We start from the raw sequence: 12,221 nt of genomic DNA, 5'->3' as shown, positions 1-12,221 counted from the left end.
TGCATCGGTATTATTGTAATGCGTAAAACCAACCCGGAAATACCACGTGCATTTAAAACGCCGTGGGTGCCAATTATTCCTTTGCTGGGAGCGGCTTTCTGTCTTACAATGATCATCAGCTTAGGCATCGAAAACTGGGCGCGTTTGTTTGTTTGGCTGGGTATAGGCTTCCTGGTTTATTTCGGGTACAGTGTAAAGCACAGTAAGGCCCGTAAGATGCAGTAGTAACGGACAGTAAACTAAAATTTCCGGATATAATAAAAGCGGAGAACAGAACGAAGGATTTATCCCCGTTTTGTTCTCCGCTTTAGTTAAAATCAGGTAAATCCGCTATTCCGGTACCTGAAAATCCTTATTTTTGCGTTCTGTTTTTAAAAGTCACTATAATATATACCACTCCAATGGGAAGAATATTTGAAGTAAGAAAATCGACCATGTTTGCCCGCTGGGATAAGATGGCGAAAGCATTTTCAAGAATAGGTAAGGAAATAGCCATTGCCGTAAAGGCGTCTGGTCCTGATCCGGATAATAACCCCGCACTCCGTCGCTGCATTCTCAACGCGAAGAGTGTTAACATGCCTAAAGACCGTGTAGACGCAGCTATCAAGCGCGCCATGGGCAAAGACAAAACTGATTATGAAGAAGTGGTTTATGAGGGTTATGCTCCTCATGGAGTGGCGGTAATCATTGATACGGCTACCGATAATACCACCCGTACTGTAGCCAACCTGCGCATGCACTTTACAAAAGGCGGCGGCAGCCTGGGCAACAGCGGATCTGTTGGATTTTTATTTAACCGCGTAGGCGAGTTCAAAGTGAAGAATGCCGGCCAGGACCTGGAAGAACTGGAACTGGAGCTGATTGATTTTGGTTTGGAAGAAATTGGGGAAGACAGCGAAGGCAATATCATTATCCGGGCGGCGTTCACAGAATTTGGCAATATGGCTAAAGCCCTGGAAGAGAAAGGCCTGGAAGTGATCAGCTCAGAGCTGAAACGTATTCCAACCACTACTGTTGAGCTGAATGATGAACAGGCAAAAGAGGTGCTGGAGCTGGTAGACCGTTTAGAACAGGATGAAGATGTACAGCAGGTTTTCCACAATCTGAAATAGGATATTATTTCATATAAAAAAGGAAACGTCCGCTATAAAGGCGGACGTTTTCATTTGGTACGGTTAACTTTCTAAACCAAAAACAGCTAAACCTTAGCGATGGTGTGCGTGCGTCCCAGGTCATCTGCGATGAACATGAGCCCCTTACCGTGGTAGGTTTCAAGTCTTACGGCGGGGTCTTGCGCAATGTGTTTACGAAGACGGGTCAGATAAACGTCCATCACACGTGAAGCGAAAAAATCCTCCTGTCCCCAGATAACGGACAGGATATCATCTTTCTTCAGTTTTTTGTTTGAATTTTCGCATAGAAAGCGAAGCAACTCCGCTTCTTTTGGGGCCATACGAACATGGGAGTCGGCATCTTTATGCCTGATATGATATTGTGAATAGTCGAAGATCAGATTACTGATGGTGTACACAACACGGCGCTCGCTTTTCAGGAGGCGGCTGCGTTTCAGGTAAACTTCCACCCGGCAGATCATTTCCTGCATATTGAAAGGCTTGGTGATATAATCATCAGCGCCTGCTTCAAAGCCCTGCAGCCTGTCCTGCTCCAGGTAACGGGAAGAAGTAAAGATGATGGGAATGTTTTCATCCATAGAACGGATGTCCCCGGCGAGGGTAAACCCGTCTTTTTTAGGCATTACCACATCCAGTATGCACAGGTCAAATACATGTTTCTGGAATTTTTCCCAACCTTCCTGGCCGTTTTCACAGAAGTTGACATTATAACCGGCGCGCTCGAGGTGTCTTTTTACCACTTTGGCAAAAAATACATCGTCCTCTACCAAAAGAATGCTTGATTGCATGTAACGTTGGTTTTAAGCGAATGAATAGATTTTAGTTGTACATGTACCTTTTTATATAAGTGTAGCTGGTACCTTTATCCAAAAATAAATAACATAATCATAACACGGCCATCCATCCCTATTCACTTCTGAAGGTATCATTCATTTCAACCATTCAGTTCCGTGGTATACCCCGAAGCCCATTATTTTCTGTTTGCACTCTTCTTACTAAACTAATAACCTGTTTATTCGCTTAACGGGTAATCCTAATTGATAATATTTTTTGGATTTTTTTCAAGGAAGGCTTTAACGTTCTCTACCGAGGTATGCATCAGTCTTTTCCGGGCGGCCTGTGTAGCCCAGGCAATATGTGGAGTAATAATAGTATTGGGCGCAGTGATCAAAGGATTTCCTGCCGGCGGCGGCTCAACAGACAATACATCCAGTGCGGCGCCGGCGATAACTCCTTTTTCCAGGGCATCGGCCAGGTCGGCCTCCCGGATCAGCGGGCCGCGGCTGGTATTCACCAGGAAAGCATGCTTCTTCATGGTGGCCAGTAAGCCGGCATTTACAAACTCTTTGTTGGCGGGGTTCAGCGGGCAATGCAGGGAAACAACATCCGCTTCCCGGAAGCAGGTGGCCAGGTCCACAAAATCAACGCCGGGCATAGCATCTCTTTCCGGATGTTTATGATTGGCAATTACCCTCATCCCGAATGCCAGTGCGATACGGGCCACTGCCTGTCCTATCTGCCCCAGCCCTACAATTCCCAGCGTACTGCCAGCCAGTTCTGTAAGCGGCGTTTTCCAGTAACTGAAATCAATGCTGCTGCTCCACTCTCCTGCCCTTACGCTCTCTGCATGTAAACCGGTATGATGACATAATTCAAGGATCAGCGCAAAAGTAAGCTGGGCTACAGATGTAGTGCTGTAAGCCGGAACATTTGTTACCGGGATATGCCGGTTCCTTGCCTCCTGGATATCTACTATATTAAAGCCTGTAGCCGTTACGCCAATATACTCCAGCTGCGGCAGCTGCCGGATGGTTTCCCCGCTTACAATGGCTTTGTTGGTCAATATAATATGGGCATCCTTTGACCTTGCTGCTACTTCATGTTCAGGCGTACGGTCGTAGAACGTTACGTTGCCTAATGCCTGTAACCCGCTCCAGTCGAGGTCCCCCGGGTTCAGGGTATATCCATCCAATACTACGATATTTTTCATGGTCTTCGTTTTATGAAACAAGATACATCATACATGAAATAATCATTAACTCCGGGCACATCTCTTTTCGCATCCAAAAAATCAAGTCACCTTTGCTGCGCCATAATAGCACGATATCTACCTTAAGCCTGCAAACTGCTTAATTTAAGAAGCCACCATTCCAGCAGATAAAACGCTGTTACGGTGGCTTCGCCTATTAAAGGAAAAGCCGGTCCCTGTTAAGGATACCGGCTTTCGTATGATATAAAGATGCAACTATTCCTGCATCATCTCCATAATAACTTTTACAACATCTTCTGTATTGGGCTTGGAGAAATAATCCCCGTCGGAGCCATATGCCGGCCGATGCGCCTGTGCACTCATTGTGCGCGGAGCAACGTCCAGCCAACGGTAGCCACCCTGCTTTTCAATTACTTCCTGGAACATATAGGCCGTTCCACCTCCAGGCACGTCTTCATCAACAAAGAGGATCCGGTTGGTTTTCTGCAACGATTTCACAATACTCTGATGAATATCGAAGGGCAGTAAGGTTTGCACATCAATGAGCTCACAGGAAATACCTGTTTCTGTCAATGTTACCATTGCTTCTTCCACGATACGGGTCATAGAGCCATAGGTAACGATGGTTACATCAGTGCCTTCATGCAGTATTTCGGGGATGCCCAATGGCACGGTGTAGGTTTCCAGGTTAGCCGGTAATTTTTCCTTCAGGCGATAACCGTTTAAGGATTCAATGACCAGTGCGGGCTCATTGGCCTGCAGCAGGGTGTTATACATGCCGGCTGCCTGAACCATGTTGCGGGGCACACATACATGCATACCGCGAAGGGAATTGATGATCATGCCCATTGGCGATCCGCTGTGCCAGATGCCTTCCAGGCGATGGCCACGGGTGCGTACTATCAGCGGGCAGTGCATGATTCCTTTGGTGCGGTACTGCAGGGAAGCCACATCGTCGCTGAGTGGTTGCAGGCCATACAACAGGTAATCGAGGTACTGGATTTCAGCAATGGGGCGCAAACCGCGCAATGCCAGTCCTATGCCTTGTCCCATGATAGTTAACTCCCGTATACCGGTATCGGCTATACGTGTTTTACCATGTTTCTGCTGCAGTCCTGCAAAGCCCTGGTTTACGTCGCCAATTTTCCCAACATCTTCACCGAAAGCAAATACGCGTTCGTTGTTAGTGAACAGCTGGTCAAAATATTTATTCAGTACTTCATATCCGTTTACAGTGATGCTGTTTTCGTCGTATGCCGCCGGTACTACCGGTACATTCAGCGCAGAGTTAACGCCAGTGGCATGCAACAACGTATTATACACCTCTTTTTCGGCCGCCAGGTACGCATCATAGTATTGCTGTAATGCCTGTACGGCGCTCTCTGATTTCAGATGGCGGTGTTTCAGCAGGATCATAGCACCGGCCTTCAAAATATCGCGGCGAAGCGGTTCGCGGTTATTCTGAAGATCGCGGATGTAGGTGTTCACTGTATTGGTATCGGCGCCGGCAACATCTGCCACCGGTGCTGCCAGTGTTATAAACAACTGCACCTGTTCCTTAATCGGCGTGATATATTTTTCCCAGGCTGCTTTACGGGCTTCCTGTGCTTTTACTTTTGCTGCTGCTTCAACGGCCAGCAGGGTTTCTTCATCGCATAAAGCATTTTCGATGATCCAGGAACGCATCTTCACATTACAATCAAACTCCCGTTCCCAGGCAAGGCGTTCCTTACTTTTATAGCGCTCATGCGAACCACTGGTAGAGTGGCCCTGTGGTTGTGTGATCTCTTCCACATGAAACAGTGCAGGGATATGCGTTTCACGGATCTTGCGGATAGCCGCTTCAAATACTTCACACATGCCGGCATAATCCCAGCCTTTTACATTATATATATCAAAGCCGTTGGATTCTTCCGTTTTCCGGAAGCCTTCCAGCGCCGCGCTGATAGATCCTTTGGTAGTCTGGTATTTACGGGGCACAGAAATACCGTAGCCATCATCCCAAACAAAAACTGCGAGTGGCACCTGCAAAACACCAGCGGCGTTCATGGTTTCCCAGAAATGTCCTTCCGACGTAGAGGCGTCACCGATAGTAGCGAAACAGATTTCGTTACCGTTGTTGGAGAGATTTTTATATTGATGCAAGGCTTCTACCTCGCGGAACATTTTAGAGGCAAAGGCGAGGCCCAGTGCGCGGGGCATCTGTGCGGCCGTAGGGGCCATATCGGCTGCAGAATTTTTCATTTGCGCCAGCGGAAGCCAGTTACCATCCTGATCAAGATTAGGAGTGGCATAATGGGAATTCATCTGTCGCCCACCTGAAAATGGATCATTTTTCAGGTCAGGATCTGCATATAACTGCGAAAAGAATTGTTCGGGAGTGGCAATACCAGTGGCAAATGCAACAGTCTGGTCGCGATAATAACCGGAACGGAAGTCCCCTGGCTGAAAGTATTTTGACATTGCTATCTGCGCCACTTCTTTTCCATCTCCAAAAATGCCAAACTTTGCCTTACCTGTAAGCACTTCCTTACGGGCCAGCAGACTAACTTCCCTGCTTTCGCAGGCCAACCTGTAATCATTAAGCACTTCCTTGCGGAACTCTTCGAATGATAACCGGCTTTCTAAATTCATAGCTAGTTCGTTATTTTCTATCATGCCTCATGGTTAAAGTACAAAAGTAAGGTTAATTATACAGTTGAAAAATGCTGTAAATCTTTCATTTAAAATAATCTGATTTTTTTTAATAAGATTTTAATAAATTGTAAGGTTTATAATGCTTTTTGGCTGTAAATTTGTTCTAACCAAGAAAGATATCAATATTTTTTAACCGGTCGCTTTAAAACCATCATATGAAAATGAAAAAATTTATCTTATCCCTGTTTGCGAGCATGCTGCTGACTACTGCTTTGTGGGCTCAATCCGCTACTACACAGAATCCAGCAGATACAAAAGTGAAATTTGCCAAAGAAACGGTTGATTTTGGTAAAACTGAGTTAAACAAACCAGTTACCGTTGATTTTGAATTCACCAACATTTCCAAAGAGCCGGTACTGATCGAGGCAGCCCGCGCCAGTTGCGGTTGCACCACTCCAAAATGGACACAGGAGCCTATTTTACCAGGTAAAAAAGGTAAAGTAACTGCGAGTTACAGTGCAAACGGTTTAGGTCAGCAGAATAAAACCATCTGGGTAAAGTTCAGAGGCGTGGATCAGGACAAAGAACTGCACCTGACAGGTACAGTTGGTTCCAACAACAGGTAATTACCACACTTTAAACATACTAAGACCTTACAGCGCAATGCTGTAAGGTTTTTTTGTTGCCCATCGTATCCCCTATCTTTGCACAGCAAAAGATCAAAACAATTTTATGCCTACCATTAGCCAGAGGGGTGAGCAAATGCCACCTTCTCCCATCAGAAAACTTGTACCATTCGCCGAAGCAGCCAAGAAAAAAGGGGTAAAAGTATACCACCTCAACATCGGGCAACCGGACATCGAAACCCCTAAACCTGTACTGGATGCGGTACGCCATTCCGAGTTCAAGATCCTGGAATACAGTCACAGCGCAGGTTTTGAGAGTTATCGCCGTAAACTGGTTACTTATTATAACCGTTTCAATATTGCGGTGAACCATAACCAGATCATTGTTACCACTGGTGGTTCGGAAGCCATCGTATTTGCCTTTATGGCCTGCCTGGATCCGGGAGACGAGGTGATTGTTCCCGAGCCTTTTTATGCCAACTACAATGGTTTTGCCGTGGAAGCGGAAATAAAGATCAAAACCATTACTTCCAGTATTGAAACCGGCTTTGCATTACCGGCAATGGCTGATTTTGAAAAAGCCATTACTCCCCGTACCAAAGCTATCATGATCTGTAATCCCAATAACCCCACCGGTTATCTTTACAGCAGGGAAGAACTGGAAGTACTGAAGCAGCTTTGTCTGAAATACAACCTGTTCCTCTTCTCCGATGAGGCTTACCGGGAGTTTTGCTACACCGGCGAACATTTTTCAGCGATGAACCTGGAAGGTTTGGAAAACAATGTGATCCTGATGGATACCATTTCTAAAAGATACAGTGCATGCGGAGGCCGTATTGGCGCCTTTGTTACTAAAAACCAGTCTGTACTGGATGCCGCAATGAAATTTGCCCAGGCCCGTCTGAGCCCTCCCACTTTTGCGCAAATAGCCGGCGAAGCTGCAGTGGATCTGCCCACCGATTATTTCGACGGTATTAAAGCGGAGTATCTTAGCCGCCGCGACATACTGGTAAAAATGCTGAATGAGATTCCCGGGGTGTTTTGCCCTAATCCGGGTGGCGCTTTCTATGCTATGGCCAGGCTGCCGATTGATGATTCAGATAAATTCTGCCAATGGATACTGGAATCTTTCTCCTATGAAGGGCAAACAGTAATGATGTCGCCGGCAACCGGCTTTTATGCAACGCCTGGATTAGGAAAGAATGAGGTACGGCTGGCTTATGTATTAAATACAACAGACATTCGTCATGCAATGGTCTGCCTGGAAAAAGCGCTGGAAATATATCCCGGTAGAATTTCCAAATAATTTTTGATCATTTAACTAAGGATAAAATCCGGGTAGTAAGCCGTTAAATACATTATAATAAATTCTATATATGTATTTTTAAATAAAAATGCAATTATTTAACACCAACTACTTGGATTTTTGATATTTTGTTTCGTATATTTGATGTAGAAATAACAACAACGACAAAAATTATTTAATTATAAAAATATTTACAGATACGATAGGCTGCAAAATCTAAACTTGTTTAAGAAAAATTTAACCTGCATTATTTCTTATAACGTTTATTTGGTCCGACCTTTGAATTACTAAAACAAGAAGATTTATCAGTCTTCTGTAAAACTCAAAGATTAACTAAAACGTTTTAGCAAAATATCGTATTTTTGTATCAGTTTTTCATAACGTGGAATTTATAAAGGCAAACGGCTCTGATCGCAGAGCCGTATTTTTTTGCCCTAATCTCCCGTGCAACGATAGAAAATCAGTTGTATTTATAAATATTCTTAAAATATTCCCCTTAGCGTTTACCTTTTTTCTATAATATTGTTATGTAATAAAACGGGCGGAGTTACCGGCGCCAAGGCAATGGTAATATCCGTTTGTTTTCATAACGTGGAATTTTAAAATGCAAACGGTCCCGATTCCTCGGGACCGTCTTCATTCAAGCACTCGTCTTCCGGTTTTTTCAAACCGGTATATTAAATATTATTAGTTAGGCTTTATTCGCTTTGATCATCTCAAAAAAATCATCGAACAGATAACGGCTGTCGAACGGACCCGGAGTTGATTCAGGGTGATACTGTACACTGAATGCAGGTTTATTTTTGATACGGATTCCTTCTACCGACTGATCATTCAGGTTTACATGGGTAACTTCCACGTTTTCACTGGCTGCAACAGCTTTTGCATCTACGGCAAAACCATGGTTCTGGGTAGTGATCTCGCACAGGCCGGTTTTCAGGTTCTTTACCGGGTGGTTTAAACCGCGGTGGCCGTGGTGCATTTTGTAAGTAGGAATATCATTGGCAAGCGCCAGCAGCTGGTGCCCGAGGCAGATGCCAAACATTGGCCTTTCTGCAGCCAGGATCTTTTTCACTGTATCTACGGCATAAGTCAGCGGAGCCGGATCACCAGGACCGTTGGAAATAAAGTAGGCATGCGGTTTAAATTCCTCGCAAACTTCAAATGCAGTGTCTGTTGGGAACACCTGCAGGTAAGCGCCTTTTTCAGACAGGCATTTCAGCATATTTCTTTTCACGCCATTGTCGAGTACAGCAATGCGGATATCAGCAGCCGGATCGCCCACATTGTATACCTCCGGAGTGGTCACCTCTTTACAGAGGGCCAGTCCTTCCATAGAAGGAACTTTTGCCAGCTCAGCTTTCAGCTGCTCAACATCCAGGATGGAAGAAGAAATAATACAGTTCATAGCACCCTTACTGCGAATGTGGGAAACGAGCGCCCGGGTATCTACGTCATAAATGGCTACCAGGTTATTATCGGTCAGGAACGTTTCCAGCGACTCATCGGCCATTTTCCTGGAATAGTTATACGCGATATTTTTAGCGATCAAACCATTGATCTTCACACTGCTGCTCTCTACGTCGTCCTTTTTGGTGCCGTAGTTCCCAATGTAGCAGTTGTTCATTATAAGTACCTGTCCTTTATAAGAAGGGTCTGTAAACACTTCCTGGTAACCCGTCATACCGGTATTGAAAGCTAATTCACCGGCGGCTGTGCCAATTTTTCCAAAAGCTTTTCCCTGAAAAACCGTACCGTCTTCTAACAGCAGTATGGCAGGTTGGATGGTTCTTGTCTGAGGCATTTCTGGTATCTGTCTTGTTTTATATTTTAAAAAAAACCTTCAAGGGTACAAAATGCCCTGAAGGTTCGGATAAAAAACCGTGCAAAGGTATGAAATGCAACAGTTAATTACAGATTTTTTTTACCAGAAAGGGAGATGTTACTTAATTTTTACAGATTTAAGCACACGTTGCGCCACCTGGCGGCCCACAGGATCGTCTTCGCGGTAGTTAATCTGGATCTGCCAGCGGTTGCTACCTTTAATCATCACCAGGTTGCAAAAGGCCAGGCGGATGCCACCCTTATAGAGGTAATTTCCTTCTTCCAGCACTCCCTGCATACCAGAAATGAGCACTGGTATGGACTTACAGTCCATTTCCGTAGCTGTTTCCTTCAGCTGCAAACTTTTATGCGAAGCCGTTACCGCTTCTTCCAGGCTATTGGCCACATTACTGATGTAACTGAACATATTTACAGTAATGCGGATCCCACCTCCATCTTCATTACTATAGGTTTTCGCATATTCTATCATTTTCGCGTCCTCTCCCTCCAGCGGCTGATCATGTACCCAAAGCTTTACCGGCGTGCTGATTTCCAGGGCCTGTCGCCCTATAGTGGCAGTATGCCAGGTGCTGTACAAACTGGATGATGGTACTTTGGGATACAGGAAAGTAAACACAGCCCTTTTGCCAAACAGGCTACCTGTAACAGCAATCAACACAACAACAAGAGAAAAGAAAAGAACGATCTTTCCCTTATTGGCTGTTTGCAACTGGTGTTTTATCCGGTATAACGGGCCTGTGTTTGTTTTTTCTTTCAGGGAGATACCTACTGCCTGGCAATATTCCGGGAATGTGGCCATTGGATGCTGCTTTTGCCAGCCGGCAAAGCTCTGTGGGAGCTTCTTTCCACAGGCATCACAAAAGGTAAGGTATTCAGATTTAAGCGGATTGGGCTGACCACAATTATCACAGTGCAGGTATTTCATAGGGATATTCGTTAAAGCTGGTGTAATATTACGAAATATATGCATTTATTAGTGCATAAAAAAGGACAAAGCCAGGCTTTGTCCTTTTTCGTATCGTTTGATATAAGATTACTCAGCAGATTTTTCTTCTGTTGCAGTATCAGCAGCTTTGGTTTCAGTTGCTTCTTCTGCTTTCTTCTTAGCACCACCGGCACGACGGGTTTTCTTAGCCGCAGCTTTTTCTTCTGTTTTACCGTAGATTTCGTTGAAGTCTACCAGTTCAATCAGTGCAACTTCTGCGTTATCGCCCACACGTTTGCCCAGTTTAATGATACGGGTATAGCCACCAGGACGGGTAGCTATTTTTTCGCTGATCGTTCCGAACAGTTCCTTGATAGCTTCTTTATCCTGCAGGTAGCTGAACACAATTCTACGGTTGTGGGTAGAATCGGTTTTACCTCTTGTCAGCAGCGGCTCAACATACACGCGGAGTGCTTTCGCTTTAGCGAGTGTAGTGGTGATACGTTTGTGGCTGATCAGTTCGCAAGCCAGATTGGACATCAGGGCTTTACGATGAGAAGCCGTTCTGCTTAATTTGTTTAATTTAACTCCGTGACGCATGACATTTTGTTTTAACCCTTACACCGTGTCAGGAATTGTAAGGTACTTGTTAATTATAAAATAGTTAAGCCAAAGCAATGCGGATGCAACGGCTTTGGCTTAACAGATAAAATACTATTCTTCTTCGAGTTTCAGTTTAGACAGATCCATACCGAAGTGCAGACCTCTTTCGCCTAATACCTGTTCAATTTCGCTGAGTGATTTCTGGCCGAAGTTTCTGAACTTCATCAGTTCTTCCTGTTCGTACTGTACCAGTTCGCTGAGGGAATTGATTTTAGCAGCTTTCAGACAGTTGAAAGCACGAACGCTCAGATCGAGGTCTTCGAGCGGTGTTTTCAGTATCTTACGCAGTTGCAGTGTTTGTTCGTCTACAACGTCTTCTTTTTCAGTGTCTTTAGTATCAAAGCTGATGTTTTCATCAGTAATGATCATCAGGTGCTGAATAAGGATGCGGGATGCTTGTTTTACAGCTTCTTCCGGGTGGATGGTACCGTCAGTGATCACCTCCATAACGAGTTTCTCATAGTCAGTTTTCTGTTCCACACGGGTGTTTTCTATACTGTACTTTACGTTCTTGATCGGCGTAAAGATAGAGTCGATCGCAATGTAGCCAAATACTGCATCTTTGGGTTTATTTTCCTCAGCCGGAACATAACCACGGCCTTTACCGATAGTCAGTTCGATATCCAGCTTGGCAGAAGGGTCCAGGGTGCAGATCAACAGTTCCGGATTCATGATCTGGAAAGCGCTGGTGGCTTTTTCAATCATATCAGCGCGGAACTCTGTTTTACCCTTGATGGACAGTGTGATCTTTTCGTTCGTTACATCACTCTCAGAAATCCTCTTGAAGCGAACCTGTTTCAGGTTCAGGATGATTTCAGTAACGTCTTCAGTAACACCTTTCAGTGTAGCGAACTCGTGATCGGCTCCTTCAATTTTAATACCCACAATGGCATAGCCCTCCAAAGAAGACAACAGTACGCGACGTAACGCATTACCGACAGTCACAGCATAACCTGGTTCTAATGGACGGAATTCGAATTGAGCTTCAAAGTCGGTAGACTTCTGCAATACGATCTTATCAGGTTTCTGGAAATTTAAAATTGCCATTGATATGATAGATTTATTTGTTAAATATGAGGTTAGTCCATGACCTTCT

10 protein-coding genes and 1 pseudogene are annotated in these 12,221 nt (G+C 44.8%); 4 read left to right on the top strand and 7 right to left on the bottom strand.

The window, feature by feature from the left end; genetic code table 11:
* A partial coding sequence (locus VIM72_RS07235; RefSeq protein ID WP_332002169.1) for an amino acid permease C-terminal domain-containing protein occupies positions 1-225 on the top strand: 225 nt, incomplete at its 5' end.
* A gap of 176 nt (positions 226-401) precedes the next feature.
* On the top strand, positions 402-1,112 hold the full coding sequence (locus VIM72_RS07230; RefSeq protein ID WP_332002168.1) for a YebC/PmpR family DNA-binding transcriptional regulator: 711 nt from the start codon (positions 402-404) through the stop codon (positions 1,110-1,112).
* An 86-nt stretch (positions 1,113-1,198) separates the two neighbouring features.
* Here the strand turns inward: VIM72_RS07230 and VIM72_RS07225 are convergent, their stop codons facing one another.
* The 3 genes from VIM72_RS07225 to VIM72_RS07215 all read right to left on the bottom strand — a co-directional run bounded on the left by VIM72_RS07225 (position 1,199) and on the right by VIM72_RS07215 (position 5,757).
* Positions 1,199-1,921: a response regulator transcription factor gene (locus VIM72_RS07225; RefSeq protein WP_332002167.1), complete on the bottom strand. Its 723-nt coding sequence runs from the start codon at positions 1,919-1,921 to the stop codon at positions 1,199-1,201.
* A 245-nt stretch (positions 1,922-2,166) separates the two neighbouring features.
* On the bottom strand, positions 2,167-3,123 hold the full coding sequence (locus VIM72_RS07220; RefSeq protein ID WP_332002166.1) for a D-2-hydroxyacid dehydrogenase: 957 nt from the start codon (positions 3,121-3,123) through the stop codon (positions 2,167-2,169).
* A 255-nt stretch (positions 3,124-3,378) separates the two neighbouring features.
* Positions 3,379-5,757 carry an alpha-ketoacid dehydrogenase subunit alpha/beta gene (locus VIM72_RS07215; protein WP_332002165.1) on the bottom strand — a complete coding sequence of 793 codons (2,379 nt, stop codon included), beginning with the start codon at positions 5,755-5,757 and terminating at the stop codon, positions 3,379-3,381.
* A gap of 224 nt (positions 5,758-5,981) precedes the next feature.
* Here VIM72_RS07215 and VIM72_RS07210 point away from each other — a divergent pair, with 224 nt between their 5' ends.
* Both VIM72_RS07210 and VIM72_RS07205 read left to right on the top strand, forming a co-directional pair.
* Positions 5,982-6,386 (top strand): DUF1573 domain-containing protein, encoded by a 405-nt coding sequence (locus tag VIM72_RS07210; protein WP_332002164.1) that lies wholly within the window; start codon positions 5,982-5,984, stop codon positions 6,384-6,386.
* A 106-nt stretch (positions 6,387-6,492) separates the two neighbouring features.
* Positions 6,493-7,692 carry a pyridoxal phosphate-dependent aminotransferase gene (locus VIM72_RS07205; protein WP_332002163.1) on the top strand — a complete coding sequence of 400 codons (1,200 nt, stop codon included), beginning with the start codon at positions 6,493-6,495 and terminating at the stop codon, positions 7,690-7,692.
* 691 nt (positions 7,693-8,383) lie between these two features.
* Here VIM72_RS07205 and carA read toward each other — a convergent pair.
* The 4 genes and pseudogenes from carA to VIM72_RS07185 all read right to left on the bottom strand — a co-directional run bounded on the left by carA (position 8,384) and on the right by VIM72_RS07185 (position 12,172).
* The gene (gene carA / locus VIM72_RS07200; RefSeq protein ID WP_332002162.1) at positions 8,384-9,496 is read right to left on the bottom strand and encodes a glutamine-hydrolyzing carbamoyl-phosphate synthase small subunit; all 1,113 of its coding nucleotides are present in this window, start codon (positions 9,494-9,496) and stop codon (positions 8,384-8,386) included.
* A 138-nt stretch (positions 9,497-9,634) separates the two neighbouring features.
* The gene (locus VIM72_RS07195; protein ID WP_332002161.1) at positions 9,635-10,462 is read right to left on the bottom strand and encodes a zinc ribbon domain-containing protein; all 828 of its coding nucleotides are present in this window, start codon (positions 10,460-10,462) and stop codon (positions 9,635-9,637) included.
* 249 nt (positions 10,463-10,711) lie between these two features.
* Positions 10,712-11,062: pseudogene (gene rplQ / locus VIM72_RS07190) on the bottom strand (50S ribosomal protein L17); the annotation flags it as partial.
* 114 nt (positions 11,063-11,176) lie between these two features.
* A complete protein-coding gene (locus VIM72_RS07185) occupies positions 11,177-12,172 on the bottom strand; it encodes a DNA-directed RNA polymerase subunit alpha (protein WP_079470750.1) in 996 nt (331 codons plus the stop codon).
* Between the last annotated feature and the right edge of the window lie 49 nt (positions 12,173-12,221).

Source organism: Chitinophaga sp., from assembly GCF_036569185.1.
Classification (GTDB): domain Bacteria; phylum Bacteroidota; class Bacteroidia; order Chitinophagales; family Chitinophagaceae; genus Chitinophaga.
Note: the sequence above shows the minus strand (reverse complement) of the source record. Positions and strands in the feature narration are given on the sequence as shown.

Bases quoted from the DNA above. Each gene is read 5' to 3' on its own strand.
- VIM72_RS07210 (WP_332002164.1), top strand. From the start codon at position 5,982: ATGAAAAAATTTATCTTATCCCTGTTTGCGAGCATGCTGCTGACTACT.
- VIM72_RS07230 (WP_332002168.1), top strand. From the start codon at position 402: ATGGGAAGAATATTTGAAGTAAGAAAATCGACCATGTTTGCCCGCTGG.
- carA (WP_332002162.1), bottom strand. From the start codon at position 9,496: ATGCCTCAGACAAGAACCATCCAACCTGCCATACTGCTGTTAGAAGAC.
- VIM72_RS07215 (WP_332002165.1), bottom strand. From the start codon at position 5,757: ATGAATTTAGAAAGCCGGTTATCATTCGAAGAGTTCCGCAAGGAAGTG.
- VIM72_RS07225 (WP_332002167.1), bottom strand. From the start codon at position 1,921: ATGCAATCAAGCATTCTTTTGGTAGAGGACGATGTATTTTTTGCCAAA.
- VIM72_RS07185 (WP_079470750.1), bottom strand. From the start codon at position 12,172: ATGGCAATTTTAAATTTCCAGAAACCTGATAAGATCGTATTGCAGAAG.
- VIM72_RS07195 (WP_332002161.1), bottom strand. From the start codon at position 10,462: ATGAAATACCTGCACTGTGATAATTGTGGTCAGCCCAATCCGCTTAAA.
- VIM72_RS07205 (WP_332002163.1), top strand. From the start codon at position 6,493: ATGCCTACCATTAGCCAGAGGGGTGAGCAAATGCCACCTTCTCCCATC.
- VIM72_RS07220 (WP_332002166.1), bottom strand. From the start codon at position 3,123: ATGAAAAATATCGTAGTATTGGATGGATATACCCTGAACCCGGGGGAC.